Raw genomic sequence first — 14399 nt, 5'->3', positions numbered from 1 at the left:
CTACGTCTTTAAAATAAATTTTATTCATTTAGCCGGAGATTAAAACTGATGAAAACCACTCTAAAGCGCAGCCTTTTGGCGCTTAGTATTTCAGTGAGCTTGCCTGTCATGGCTCAAACTATGTTTAGTGATGTTATTAATGTAGAGCCAACAGAGCCTGCCTCTGTCACGGTTTGGAACGATGACAAAGCAAAGATGGATGCTTTCATTTCTGACCTGATTTCAAAAATGACCATTGAAGAAAAAATCGGCCAGCTTGATCTACAAAGTGGTACGCGAAATGTAACGGGCCCTTCTGTTAACGAAGAGTATGAAGCACAAATTCGTCGTGGTGAAGTTGGCGCAATTTTCAACTCATACGGAGCCGAATGGACGAAAGAGCTGCAAAAAATGGCGGTTGAAGAAACTCGTTTGGGCATTCCTTTGATTGTGGGCCACGACATTATCCACGGACACAAAACCATTTTCCCACAATCTATTGGTGAAGCAGCATCTTGGGATCTTGATGCGATTGAACTCGGAGCGCGTATTGCGGCTCGTGAAGCGGCAGCCGACGGTATTATGTGGACGTTCGCACCAATGGCGGACATTACTCGTGACCCACGTTGGGGCCGTGTGTCAGAAGGTGCTGGTGAAGATGCATTCTTGGGTTCGGCAATCGCAGCGGCTCGTGTGAAAGGTTTCCAAGGTGACGACCTTTCTGAAGTCGATACTGTAATGGCGACCGCAAAACACTTTGTTGGATACGGCCTTTCTCAAGGTGGTCGTGACTACCACACAACAGACGTATCGGATCACGAACTGTGGACGACTCAAATGCCTCCGTTCAAAGCGATGGTTGATGCAGGTGTTGCAACCTTCATGACGTCGTTCAACGACCTAAATGGTATTCCAGCGTCAGGCTCTAAAATGCTGTTAACTGACGTGTTACGCGATCAATGGGGCTTTGAAGGGTTTGTCGTAACCGACTACACCGCAATCAATGAACTTGTTCCACACGGTTACGCCAAGGACGATAAACACGCGGCAGAAATTGCATTTAATGCCGGTGCAGACATGGACATGGTGGGTCTGCTTTACCTCAACTACATGAAAGAGTTGGTAGAGGAAGGCAAAGTGAGCATGGAACAGATCGATAACTCTGTTCGTCTTGTTCTCGAAATGAAGTGGCGCTTAGGTCTATTCGAAGATCCATACCGCTACGCAGACGGCGAGCGCCGTGCAAATGAACTGCTAAAAGCAGAAAACCTAGAAGCAGCACGTGATGTTGCGAGAAAGTCATTTGTTCTGCTGAAGAATGAGCAGAATGCACTTCCTCTAGATATCGATAATATTGATTCGATTGCACTGATTGGCCCAATGGCTGACCGCACCAACGACATGATTGGTAACTGGTCAGCAACGGGTGACCGTCAGACGGTACCAGTTACGATTCGCCAAGGCTTAGAAGCACGTTTGGGTGATGATGTTCAAATCAACTATGCACAAGGCGCGACCCACTCATACATCTACAACGCTGAAGATTATGAAGTGAAGAAGCACCTAAGAATGCTTCCTTCTGTCTACGAGAACGATCCAACGCTGGAGCAAAACATCCAAGAAGCGATTGAAGTGGCGAAGAAGTCAGACGTCATTGTATTGGTTGTTGGCGAAGACTGGCGTATGTCTGGTGAAGCGGCAAGCCGTACGGACATTACGCTACCAGGTAACCAGCAGCGTCTAATGGAAGAGCTTAAGAAGCTTGATAAGCCAATGAACGTTGTCGTTATGAGTGGCCGACCAAATGACCTGTCTTGGCTAGACGACAACGCAGACAGTATTTTACACGCATGGTATCCAGGTACTTCTGGCGGTCACGCAGTCTCTGATGTGTTGGTCGGTGACTACGCGCCATCGGGCAAACTTCCTATGAGCTTCCCGCGTTCAGTTGGTCAAGTTCCAGTGTTCTACAACGAGAAAAACACAGGTCGCCCATATGACGCTGACAACCCAAATCAGCGTGCTGAACACTACAAATCACGTTACGACGATTCAGACAACACACCGCTCTACGCGTTCGGTCACGGCTTGTCTTACGCGTCGTTTGAGTACAGCGATATCAAGCTTTCTTCAGCAACAATGTCGATTGGCGGTGAAATTACGGTATCGGTTGACGTAACCAACAATGGATCGCACGCAGGTGAAGAAGTTGTCCAACTCTACACGCGCCAAATGGTTGGATCGATTACTCGCCCAGTTAAAGAGCTCAAAGGTTTTGAGAAGGTTCATTTTGAAAAAGGTGAGACCAAAACAATTAGCTTTACTTTGAAATCTGAAGACCTTGCCTTCTATCGCGCAGGCATGGACTGGGGCGTAGAGCCAGGTGATTTCAAAGTCTTCATTGGCACGGCTTCAGATGACGTTAAAGAAGCAAACTTCGTCGTCACCGAATAATTAAGAACAAAGCACCACGTGTTCCATGGAACACGTGGTGAAAAGAACCCCTCGTAGCAACACACACGTACTTCTTAAAAAAGGTATATCATTTGAACAAGAAAATACTCTCGTTGGTAGTAGCCGGTGCGTTAGCGCAAACTGGCTGCTCCACGGATGCAGATAACAAGGAGACATTGGCTGTTCAGCAAGAAAATGAACGACCAAACATCCTTTTCATCATGTCTGATGATCACGCAGTGCAAGCACTCAGTGCTTACGGTCATGAGATCTCAAAAATTGCCCCGACACCTAACATCGATAGAATCGCAGAAAGCGGTGTTAAGTTCACCAGTTCCTATGTGACTAACTCCCTCTGTGGTCCTTCTCGCGCTGCCATGTTTACCGGTAAGTTTGGCCACAAGAATGGCTTTAACTACAACGGTCAAACCTTTGATGGTACGCAAGACCACTGGGCCAACAAGTTGCAAGATTCAGGCTATACCACAGCGATGATCGGCAAATGGCATATCAACCGAATTCCAGATGGCTTTAAGTTCGACCATTGGGATATTTTGAATGACCAAGGTGAGTACTATAACCCAGACTTCATTACGCCAGATGGTGTTGAGATGGAGATGGGCTACACCACGGATTTAATTACCGACAAAGTAATCACTTGGCTCGATGAGCAACGTGACAAAGACAAGCCGTTTGCTCTATTGATGCACCATAAAGCGCCACATCGCAACTGGATGCCAGCGCCGCGCCACACTCAGACCTTTGCAGAAACAGAGTTCCCGGTACCAGAGACCTACTTTGACGACTACGACGGACGAGTCGCTGCTCAAAATCAGAAGCTCAATATTTATCGCGATACGCAAGAAGGCCATGACTTGAAGATGACCACTGGTGTTGGCGAAACGGAATGGCGTCGTGATATTTGGCCGCACTTGCTAGAAAGGCTAACGCCAGAGCAGCGCGCCGAGTGGGACGCTGCTTACCAAGAGCGCAACGATTGGTTTAACGCCAACGAAGCGGACATGACAGAAGAAGAGATCGCAATTTGGAAGTACCAGCGTTATATGCAGGACTACTTAGCGACGATCAAAGCGGTCGATGAAAGTGTCGGTCAAGTACTTGATTACTTAGAAGAGAACAACCTGACCGACAACACCTTGGTTGTGTACACGTCTGATCAAGGCTTCTTCCTAGGTGAGCATGGCTTCTTCGATAAGCGATTTATGTACGAAGAAACCTTCTCGACGCCACTTGTTATGCAGCTTCCTGGCCGAATTGCACCGGGCACGGTTGTTGATGAGTTGGTCCAAAACATCGACTACGCGCCAACATTTATGGAGCTTGCGGGTGTCGAAGCTTACCCAGACATTGATGGTGAGTCACTGGTTGAGTTAATGACAACGGGTGAAGCAAAAGAGTGGCGTTCGAGCCTTTACTACCACTTCTACGAGCTGCCAGGTTTCCACCGCGTCGCGCGTCATTACGGTGTGAGCGATGGTGACTACAAGCTGATTCACTTCTACTTCCCTGATGATAACTGGGAGTTCTATGACTTAAGCAAAGATCCCAACGAGATGAACAACGCGATTGATGATCCCGCCTACAAGCAAGAGATCGCACGTATGCACGAAGAGTTAGAGTCTTTGAAGAAGCAGTATTCGGTACCGCCAAAAGAAGAGTGGGAATCAATGGATCTAAAACGTAAGCCAAAAGAGCGCTTAGAAGATCTGTTCCCTCACAGCTTCGAAAACAAAGAGTAGTTTTTCAATCTACGAAAAGGTGGTGGCAATCACCACCTTTTAATCTCAGGATTTCACATGGTTAATCAATATAGAGCAGTGTTAGGTGCACTGTTGCCCTTTATGCTTTTCTCCATTCCTAGCCAAGCTTCGAATTTTGGTATGGAGAACATCTTCGGCGATCGATTGGAAGATGTCGCAGCAGACTCTGAAAATACACCTAGATTTCGATTTTTTTCAGGCCTTGAGTATGAAGATATCGCATTAAGCAACGCGAGTGATGAAGTAGAAATGACAACTGTCCATTTCGATGGCTGGGGAACAATCAATAAAAACTGGCAGCTTGGCCTTGTATCGGAAAGGCTTCAATTTTATCGAGATGGAAACCGACTCAATGATGCTGACATCATCGAATTTAAACCTAGGTACGAGAACGCTATTACCAGCAATCTTCGATATAACGTCATGGTTGGCTACCGACATGTAGAGGGAAATCGAGAGCGCAACATGTTTAAGTTCCGTCCTGCGTTTTTCTACAGAAATGGCGATCATGCGCTGAATGTCAATGGCTTATACATCTATCGACATGGAGAAATGAACGCTCGCGGTGAAAGGATCGACAAATTTGAAAGTGAACCGAACTACAACTATCGCATCAATGATTCGTTTAGTACCGGCGCTGGTGGTTTGTACGAATCTGAGTTCAACCAACATGGTGATAATACATTCCGCAAGTGGGGTATAAAGCCCTTCATTACATACCGAGTCAGTCCAGATTTTACGGTGACACTACGCCAAGATATTTTCCAGGTCACTCGCCGTGAAAATAGCGGTTGGAATCAGTTTAATACCAATATTCAAACCACCACTCGATTAACTGACTCAATCCGTTTAGTCGCGAATGTTGCCTACAGGCACTTCAACGAATTCGATGGCCGAGAAACGTCGGAAGGCAATAAAGATGTGCTCTTTGGGCGCGCAGGTCTTAGCTGGTCATTTTAATAAGCACTCGGTGAACAAACATGAAAAAAATAACAATGGGTCTATGCGCTTTAATTAGCACATGCTCTGGATTTGCTACGGCCGCTCCGATTTATATTACCGATGACAATAAGTTAAATATGAATGGGGACATATACAGCGGTTACCTTCGAACCAGTGAGTACAAAAAAGATAACGATGTAAGTCAGAATCAGCTTGATTCATACTTCCGTCTTGGCTTTCAAGGTGCTTCTTACGTGACTGAGTCTGTGATTGCGATAGGAGAGGCTGAACTGGAAGTCGATATCGCTGATACTGCTAGTGAAGACGGTGCTGATACTCGTTTGGGCTATGTTGGGTTAATGTCTCAGGATTATGGAACATTAACCTTTGGTAAGCAGTACACTTCAAGTCGTTTACTTACCTCATGGACTGACACTGGCGTATCTCGCATGTCGGACAATGATGCGGTTATGGCGCCATCGAGAGTTTCAAACGTATTAAAGTTTGAGCTATCGCTTCTCGGTGATCGCCTTACTCTTGGTGGAGACAAGATTTTTGAATACTCCAGTGAAGAGTACAACAAGCGCAAAGGGTCGAATGCAGCAGCAACGTACCACATCACCGACAATATCAGTGTCGGAGCTGGTTATTTAGCGCAAAGAGTCAACTTCACTGCTGGTGAAGCTTGGGACAGTCAGTCTTATCTTACTGCTGCGAGGTACAACAATGGGGGCTTCAGTGCAGCATTAGTGTTAGATAAAACTACGGATAAAGCGCAGCTGGGCGATCATAAAGCGCTGGAGGCGTCGGTGATGTACGATGTCGAACGCTATCGATTTGTAACCCGTTTCATGAAGAGAAATGCCGATATCGATGAGCGCGACGTTGAAACGATTACATTTGGTTTACAGTATCGTGTTAACAAACATCTAGATCTATTGTCAGAGTTCAATTCCTCTATCCAAAATCACGATTACAATCAGTTTACTGTTGCTGCGCAGTACCAGTTTTAGTGTAAGAACTTCCTCCAAGTACTCGATGAGTGCTTGGAGTCGGGGTGTAGATGAAGGTTCGATGGGTGAGTGGTAAACGAGTGAAAAGTAATATTCTGATTTTTGGCGGTTTAGGGGAACCGAAGACGTCGGTGATTGGGTTGTATTCTGATCTACTAAAGACACTTCAAGGTGATTACAACCTAGTAGTGATAGACCCTAAGCTTGAGTCTATCGATTTAACATCTCACAGTGAGATGCTGGGTGTCGGTTACAGCTCATGTTTTAGAGATCTAAACGATTACACTCATCATCGAGGCAAAGTACCTATTGCTGCGATATTCATATTAACGCCTTTAGGCAGTCATTATTCGATACTTCGAGAGTTAGCCGCATTTACTCAACTTGAGAACGCGCTTATTGTGCTTGAAAAACCTTCTTTTGCTCTTGATGAAGTCGACCTTGGATTTTCTACCCTCGTGCCACAATTAAACAAAAGAAACGTAACGGTTTATTTTATTGATACCGCAATGGTATCCCCAGTATTTGATTGTGAGCGAATAAAGAATGTATTTGAAACTCATGGATTACCAGAAAAGATCGTTGCTCTCGCAATGGACAATCCAATGGAAAGATATGGTGATTGGGGTGCATATAGCTTTGAAAGAAAGTTGCCAGCGATAAATCGAAGGAAACTGCTTAGTCTTGCAGATAGCGGAGGAGCGGGCCTAGGGCTAGACATGGGCGTGCACGCAATGGCTGGGCTTATGCGTCTATTGTCGGTGAATAACTTCGCCTTTAAAGATATCACGATTAAAAATGTCAGATTAGAAGCGCTCGATGTTTCGGGCTTGGAACGCGACGCAGGAGCTGAAACTCAGGCTTTCATGGAGGCCACCATAAACGGTATTTCGGGGTGTATCGCGCTGAGTTTTGTTGCGGGGAAAGGTGGGGCAATTTGGGATCGTAGGGTAGAGCTCTATTATGAGAATTTAGTTATTACTGTGAGTTTTGGGACTCTCAAATCTGCACCATATATAGGTGTGTTAGATGGCAATAAGCTAGCGGTAGAGACATTTGAAATACTTAATTCGGGCTATGTTCAACATCATAACGATATTTTGTCTTTGCTATCAAACAAACCGACCAATACGCCTAATGTTAGCCCTGAACTGAGCCAAGACATAATGAAAAAAACGATGTCAGTTATGAAGCGAATGTATGACTTCAGTTCTGAAGATGCGGAACTACGTGAGCGACTGATTGAGAAAGTCGACGTGCATTCTATTTCATTTCTAGGTGGTGAGCACAAGGTTAACAGCGAAAGGATTAATGAATACTTTCGCTCTAATCATCAGAGCTGCTGATTTGGCGTTTTATTCACAACAAAAATCAGCGTCAAAGCCCTGAATACGAGCACGAGAGTCGGAGACCTTTAGTCATGAATTGATGTATAATTCAGCGATTAAAATTTGGCTATGACTGATATGAATTACAACAAATACGATAGTTACCCAACGCCTGCTTGTGCGCGTGGATTATGGGTATTGAAATGTCTGTCGACAAACAATGAAGGTGCAAGCCTAGATCAATTACACAAGATTTCTGAAGTACCGAAGGCAACGCTATCGAGAATTTTAGAGACTTTAGAGATGTTGGGCCTTGTCGTTAAAGACGAAGCCAAATTATACAAAACAGATTACCAGATCGTTTTAGCGACCGATTCAAGTTCTAGCTTCGATGATAAGTTGTTTGAGGCGATGAACTATCTCAGTAAACAGCTGGGTTATACCGCTGAGTGGTATGTTCCTACCCTTAGCGGCATGGTCATGAAAAAAACCATGAGCCCTTTGAAAGAGCGACGAGTTTGGGCTCAAGAAGGTTTTGTTCGAAACTGGGGTGGAGAAGTGGACGCGGTTTACCGAGTCGGTAAGCGTTGCTACGGAGACAAAGCTCCTGTGAACGATGTCGCTTGGACGTATGGAAAGAAAGGTAAGAAGATCTCAATACCTGTAGAAAAGCTCGACGAAGAGATCAATGAACTGAGCGAAGAGGCATCATATGCTGACAACAACTTCAACGAAAATGGTGTCAGACGTAGTGCCATATCTGTCTTTGTTGATAACAAGTTTGTTGGTGTACTTGCTTTAGCTGAGTGTTGGACACCAAAAACAGATCTCAACGTTAACTCCTCTTTGCCTCAACTCATTAATGCTTACAAGGACTTCTTTTAGAAAAAATGGGTAGTTTAACCAAAGCAGAAATTGTGCAGTTTGGTGCCGGTGGGGGAGCATCAAGTGCCATATTTCAGTTTACGACTACCTATTTACTCTTCTTCTTTACTAACATCTCCGGCATAGACGCCTCTCAGGCAGCAAAGCTTATTCTTATCATGAAGCTAGTCGATGCAATCTTCGACATCGTGGCTGCTTACATCATTGATAAGTTTGATTTGAAGTTTGGGTCAGGGAAATATCGTCCTTACATCGCGGTGTTTTCTCCAATACTGGGGTTTAGTATCTATTGCCTATTCTCCCTTGACCGCGGAAGTAGTGAACTTTCTTCCTATTTGGCTTACCTGTCAGTTATCGCTTTCTCGATCTCTTTATCCTTTTGTAACATGGCTTACAACGGGCTGACGGTAAAAATGTCGTCTCACTATGATGAGAGAGCCTCACTGATTACATGCAAGCAGTTCATAGGTATTGGCGTAGGTTTCTTTGCGAGTTTTTTGCCACTATACATCTCAAACTATTTTGGTGGCGGACAAGAGGGATGGAGAGTCACGGCACTTTTGATGGCCATATTGGTCGTCTTTTTGTTTTATACCTCTTGGTTGGGTTCCAAGCATAGAGATTGTGCTTTACGTGATTCTGGACATGAGAAAGACAAAATCTCAATGGCAAGTTACTTGACCATTTTGAAAGAGAACAAGCCACTCGTTGCCCTTATGGTATGTCAAAGCTGTTTTATGTTCTCGATTACCTTAGAAGGTTCTACAGCGATTTACTTTTTCATTTACTATTTGAAGCAGGAATCGGCATTCCCAATATACCAAGGGTTAGTGGTTGGATTATCATCACTAGTCATACTGTTTGCCCCGCGTTTGATACGCTATAAAGATAAAAAGTCGGTATATGTTTATAGTTGTAAGTCCGCCATTATCGTACTGTTAATTGCCTTATATACGATCTTGTACTCACCTGTGACGGTGGGTTTATTCTTCTTAGTAATCTTGAAAGTTCTTTTGGTATTTTCTGCCAATCTCATATGGATGTTACTGCCAGATTGCGTTGATTATGGAAAAAGAAAATATGGCGTATCACCAGCCGCTGCGACACAGAGTTTGGTGACATTTTTTTCTAAAATATTTAGTGGCTTAGGTGTATTCTTTGCCGGTGCAGTATTAACTCACGTTGGTTTCAATGCAGACAGCAGTACGGTACCTAACCAAGTCATTGACGTCTTTTTAATTTTCAAATTCCTTCCCATATTTTTTGCCTTGTCAGTCTCTGTGGTAGCAATGAAATATTATGATATTGGCAGAGAAGGCTTCGACCCAGATTAACGGGCACACTTGCTCACCGAATTAGCGTGGTTCACCGACTACCGAGCTTGCAACCAACTGCTGCATAATCTTGATCACTGGTAGTTGCTCCAGCTCTTTAAGATGGATCAAATACGACTTCGACATGGTTTCTAGGTCGGAAATTTTTACCATGGCAATGTTCGGGTGAGGCTGAAACTCATGCAGCCCGACATAGCTAATGCCTAACCCATAAATACTGGCTTCTCTTACCCCTTCTCGGCTGTCTATTTCGAGTTCACTGTGGGTGACAATGCTTTTTCGCACTAATTCATCTTCAATGATCTTGCGGGTGGTAGAGCCGGACTCTCGATGAATAAGCTTGACTCCCTCTAGCTCGGCCAGTGTTATTGAATCACGCTCAGCCAATTTGTGAGTATTAGGTACAACCAGCACGACAGGCTGCTCTGCCACTTTGGTTGAAACCAGTTTGGGGTTTGGATCGCGATACGCCAGCATGCCGATTTCTAGCTCCCCACGTAACACGCCATTACGAATTTGATCCGAGCCTCCGGTTCGAATCTTTACGTCGATATCGGGGTAATAGCGCTTGAATCGTTCAATCAGTGGCAGTACCGCCGCAGGGCTCACTGCCCCAACATTAAATTGCCCCACTTTGAGTGAGCCGCTGGCTTCCAGTAGTTTCTTAGCGCGCTCTTGCAGTGAGAAGAGCAGCCGGGTTTGTTCATACAGTTCTTTGCCTGTGTCGGTCAGGCGGTTGTTGTTGCGTTGCCTGTGAAGCAGCACCACATTGTATTGCTCTTCAAGGTCACGAACTTGCGCTGTAATCGTAGGCTGAGAAATGTTGAGCGCCTCTGCCGCTTTAGCGAAGCTGCCCAGTTTTGCCACGGTGTGAAAAGAGCGTAATTGCGTGTGTTTCATTGCGTTTCCTAACTGACGTTGCTGTCCATATTTCGGTATTTAGCGGCTTATCGCTATGCCGTATACCCTTAAAAACGAGCTTCGATTTTTTCTATGTTAGGAGTGATTAAATAGTATTTTCATTAAACATTAGTGTCATTTTCATAAATTAAAGTTTGCACATCGAAACGAACAAGACACGAGAAACACAACGATGTGGCAATTTCACAACCCAGTCAGTATTAGCTTTGGACAAGACGCGCTACCTGCTTTGGAAGCAGCGTTACATGGACGTAAGTACGCAATCGTCACTTACGAACATCCTTATTTTGATGAGTTAGCGGGAAAGGTTCTAAGCTCTGTCGCGGGTGGCCAAGCGGTATTCAATCAAGTCTCTGAAAATCCAGATATCGACGACTTACCTGTGATTTGCGATGCTTTTTCGGCGCACCAATCCGATGTGGAAGTGTTAGTCGCCATTGGCGGCGGATCGGTGATTGATACCTCTAAGGCATTGGCGGTCGCTAAGTCGAACGCTGGAGTCATTCGCAATGTTCTGGTGGAAGGTGAACCTGTTGCCAACCCGTTACCTATGATCGTATTGCCGACAACCACGGGTACTGGTAGCGAAGTAACCTGCTGGGCGACTATTTGGGATAAGGCGTCAAACAAGAAGTTTTCTCTGAGTGACCCAAGTTTGTATCCAGAAGCGGCGATTTGCGACCCGAAATTAACTCTAGAACTGCCTGTTTCGCTAACGGTGCAAACTGGGTTAGATGCCCTTTCCCATGCAATGGAGAGTATCTGGAATCGTAACTGTAACCCAGTGTCACTGATGTTTGCACAGCAAGCGATCACTACGATTCTTTCAACGCTGCCTGAGCTGGTTAAGGCACCAAACAACCTGCAGCTACGTAGCTTGATGATGCAAGGCTCACTCAATGCTGGTTTAGCGTTCTCGAATACCAAGACATCCATATCTCACAACCTTTCTTATGCGGTCACGCTAAGCAAAGGGCTACCTCATGGCATTGCATGCTCATTTACTTTGCCTGCGGTTCTGGCTTCGTTCTCTCATTCAGATTGTGAAACTTCGGTTCACCTGCGCACGGTGTTTGGCGCAGATCTGAACGCGGCGGCGCAAGAGCTCGAAACATGGATTCACGCATTAAACGTACAAACTCAACCAGAAGATTATGGTTTTACCCGCTCTGAGTGGAAGCAAGTGGTGGAAGACGCCCTGCAAGGTGAGCGCGGTAAAAACTTTTCTGGTTGTTCCAACCAACTGATGAATATTTTCTTTTAAAGGTAACGGATTATGAACACGAAAAAATCACTGCTGAAATGGTCTATTGCGGCCAGTGCTGCACTCGCTTCTTTGTCGGTACAGGCGTTAGATGATCTCAAAATAGCGCTGATTCCTTCAGAAGATTCACGCGCGATGATCAAACAAAGTGAAGTGCTAATTAATGGCTTGAGCGAGCAGTTGGGCGTTGAAGTGGAAGGCTTTGTTGCAACCGATTACAACGGTGTGATTGAAGCACTGCGAGCTGGTCACGTCGACATTGCTTACCTTGGTCCATTTTCGTATGTGAAAGCCGCGGAAGTTGCCGATGTTGAAGCGTTTGTCGTGGCAGAAACCGCCAAAGCGGGTGATGTGGCGTACCACAGCCAAATCATTGCACCTGCGAATGCCGACGACATCAATCAGCTGTCGGACCTAAAAGGTAAGAACTTTGCGTTTGTTTCACCGACCTCGACTTCCGGCTACGTGTTCCCTTACGTTGGGCTGCGTAGTGAGGGGATTGAGCCTCGCCAGTTCTTCGCCAACGTGGTGTACACCGGCGCACACGATGCCAACATTCTTGCTGTGAAACATGGCCGAGTGGATGCCGCGACGGTTGCCGACCGTATTCTTAACTCTGCGGTAGAGAAAGGCATTATTGGCAAAGATGAGTACAAAGTGATTTGGCGTTCTGAATCGATTCCAGAGTCGCCAATGGTGTGGCGTAACGATATTCCAGAAGCCGATAAAGCGCGTATTAAACAGGCGTTCTTATCAATGAAATCAGTGCAATTTGGTGACCAAGGCATAGTGAATCGCTATGTCGAAACCAATGATGCAGCGTACGACCCAGTGCGCGAAGCGGCCAAATTCAAGTAGCTGCGGAGCTAAGGAATCATCATGTTAAAGATAAATAACCTACACAAATCCTACGGCGACAATCAGGTACTACGAGGCATCGACCTAACGATCAACGAAGGCGAATTTGTGGTGATTTTGGGCCCATCGGGCGCGGGTAAATCGACACTGCTACGTTGCATTAACCGACTCACCGAAGCGACAGACGGCGAAATTGAACTGAACGGCCACAATATCGCTCATGTAAAAGGCAAAGAGCTGATCAAAATTCGCCAGTCAGTCGGAATGATTTTCCAGCACCACAACCTCACTAAGCGCTTGTCGGTACTGAAAAATGTGTTAGTTGGCCGTATGTCTAGCTTACCGTTTTGGAGCTGCGCATTGCAGCTGTTTCCTAAACAAGACATCGACATTGCCAAAGAGTGTTTAGACCAAGTCGGCCTTGCCGATAAGCAAAACGCTCGTGCCGATAGCCTAAGTGGCGGCCAGCAGCAGCGTGTCGGTATCGCGCGAGCACTGGCGCAAAATCCAGAGCTAATGTTAGCCGATGAGCCAGTCGCGAGTCTCGACCCTAAATCGTCACGCAAGGTGCTGACTTACATCCAAAACAGCTGTAAGCAGCGTAACATCGCTGTGCTGTGTAACTTGCACCAAATCGATTATGCGATGGAGTTTGGCGAGCGCATTGTGGGCCTATCGGAAGGTAAAGTCATTTTTGATGGACTACCAGAAGACCTAACGCCAGACATCGTTAGCCAAATTTACTCCGGTTTAGAAGACGACAGCATCAGTCAGCTTGTATTGCGCATGGCTGAAAAGCGCCGTCAGCAACGTATCCAAGCAGAAAAGGTGGCTTGAAATGAAATCTAGCAACTTACAGTTTATTGCCAACCCACCGAAGAAAGGCTGGTGGATTCTGATCCCAATCGTTGTAGCTACTTATGCGCTGCTGCATTGGTCGGCCATCGGTGCCCGCATGGATGTGTCTTCGCTGGTGAAAGGTTTACCTTGGATTTGGGATTTCCTATCTCGTATGTTACCGCCAAACCTCGGTTACATCAGCGATAGTTTAATTGGCCCAGCGATTCAAACCTTGCAAATCGCTTTGTGGGGAACGGTACTTGCGGTTGTTCTGGCGTTGCCTGCTAGTTTTCTTGCGGCCAAAAACGTTACACCCAATATGGCGGTATACCATTTCTCGCGCCAAGTTCTGAATGTTCTGCGTGGTATTAATGAGCTGATTTTGGCGCTTATCTTTGTAGCTGCGGTAGGGCTAGGGCCTTTTGCAGGCGTGCTAGCGCTCTCTCTGCACGGCGCGGGCATGGTGGGTAAGTTCTTTGCCGAAGCAATCGAAGAGATGGACCAAGGCCCAATTGAAGCAATGAAAGCATCGGGCTGTTCTAAGCTGCAAATTATTTTATTTGCTGTGCTGCCACAAGTGTTTCCGAACTGGATCAGCGTCATCTTGTATCGCCTTGAAGCTAACATCCGAATATCAGCGGTACTAGGAATGATTGGCGCTGGCGGAATAGGCTTTGAGCTGATGACCTCAATGAAGATGTTCGAATACGGCGATACAGCGGCTTGTGTACTGGTGATTCTAGCGTTGGTGTTCTCGACTGACATTATGTCGGCAAAGTTACGCCAAATGATTCGATAAG

The 14399-nt window shown here is 45.9% G+C and carries 12 protein-coding genes; 11 read left to right on the top strand and 1 reads right to left on the bottom strand.

The window, feature by feature from the left end:
- The first annotated feature begins 48 nt into the window (after positions 1 to 48).
- From bglX to J4N42_RS21890, 7 genes are all read left to right on the top strand, one after another.
- On the top strand, positions 49 to 2433 hold the full coding sequence (gene bglX / locus J4N42_RS21920) for a beta-glucosidase BglX (RefSeq protein WP_252032466.1): 2385 nt from the start codon (positions 49 to 51) through the stop codon (positions 2431 to 2433).
- A gap of 92 nt (positions 2434 to 2525) precedes the next feature.
- Complete coding sequence (locus J4N42_RS21915; protein ID WP_252032463.1) at positions 2526 to 4193, top strand: sulfatase family protein; 1668 nt, start codon at positions 2526 to 2528, stop codon at positions 4191 to 4193.
- 57 nt (positions 4194 to 4250) lie between these two features.
- Positions 4251 to 5174, top strand: a complete 924-nt coding sequence (locus J4N42_RS21910; RefSeq protein WP_252032460.1) for a TonB-dependent receptor — start codon at positions 4251 to 4253, stop codon at positions 5172 to 5174.
- Between the two features lie 20 nt (positions 5175 to 5194).
- Entirely contained in the window at positions 5195 to 6169 is a 975-nt protein-coding gene (locus J4N42_RS21905) for a porin (RefSeq protein WP_252032456.1), read from the top strand.
- A 50-nt stretch (positions 6170 to 6219) separates the two neighbouring features.
- Complete coding sequence (locus J4N42_RS21900) at positions 6220 to 7515, top strand: hypothetical protein (RefSeq protein WP_252032453.1); 1296 nt, start codon at positions 6220 to 6222, stop codon at positions 7513 to 7515.
- Between the two features lie 111 nt (positions 7516 to 7626).
- Positions 7627 to 8382 carry a helix-turn-helix domain-containing protein gene (locus J4N42_RS21895; RefSeq protein WP_252032450.1) on the top strand — a complete coding sequence of 252 codons (756 nt, stop codon included), beginning with the start codon at positions 7627 to 7629 and terminating at the stop codon, positions 8380 to 8382.
- 5 nt (positions 8383 to 8387) lie between these two features.
- Positions 8388 to 9716: an MFS transporter gene (locus tag J4N42_RS21890; protein ID WP_252032447.1), complete on the top strand. Its 1329-nt coding sequence runs from the start codon at positions 8388 to 8390 to the stop codon at positions 9714 to 9716.
- 21 nt (positions 9717 to 9737) lie between these two features.
- Here J4N42_RS21890 and J4N42_RS21885 read toward each other — a convergent pair whose 3' ends face one another.
- Positions 9738 to 10616, bottom strand: a complete 879-nt coding sequence (locus J4N42_RS21885) for a LysR substrate-binding domain-containing protein (RefSeq protein ID WP_252032444.1) — start codon at positions 10614 to 10616, stop codon at positions 9738 to 9740.
- A 193-nt stretch (positions 10617 to 10809) separates the two neighbouring features.
- On the opposite strand from J4N42_RS21885, the gene J4N42_RS21880 reads away from it, so the two are divergent.
- Genes J4N42_RS21880 through phnE form a run of 4 tightly spaced genes read left to right on the top strand, consistent with a single transcriptional unit; the run spans position 10810 to position 14398 of the window.
- The gene (locus J4N42_RS21880) at positions 10810 to 11901 is read left to right on the top strand and encodes a phosphonoacetaldehyde reductase (RefSeq protein WP_252032441.1); all 1092 of its coding nucleotides are present in this window, start codon (positions 10810 to 10812) and stop codon (positions 11899 to 11901) included.
- 12 nt (positions 11902 to 11913) lie between these two features.
- The gene (locus tag J4N42_RS21875) at positions 11914 to 12759 is read left to right on the top strand and encodes a phosphate/phosphite/phosphonate ABC transporter substrate-binding protein (protein ID WP_252032438.1); all 846 of its coding nucleotides are present in this window, start codon (positions 11914 to 11916) and stop codon (positions 12757 to 12759) included.
- A gap of 21 nt (positions 12760 to 12780) precedes the next feature.
- Positions 12781 to 13596: a phosphonate ABC transporter ATP-binding protein gene (gene phnC, locus J4N42_RS21870; RefSeq protein WP_252032435.1), complete on the top strand. Its 816-nt coding sequence runs from the start codon at positions 12781 to 12783 to the stop codon at positions 13594 to 13596.
- Position 13597: 1 nt separating this feature from the next.
- Positions 13598 to 14398, top strand: a complete 801-nt coding sequence (phnE, locus tag J4N42_RS21865; RefSeq protein WP_252032432.1) for a phosphonate ABC transporter, permease protein PhnE — start codon at positions 13598 to 13600, stop codon at positions 14396 to 14398.
- Position 14399: the final 1 nt, after the last annotated feature.

This window comes from Vibrio sp. SCSIO 43135 (assembly GCF_023716665.1).
Lineage (GTDB): Bacteria > Pseudomonadota > Gammaproteobacteria > Enterobacterales > Vibrionaceae > Vibrio > Vibrio paucivorans.
This window is presented reverse-complemented; position numbering and strand designations above follow the sequence as displayed.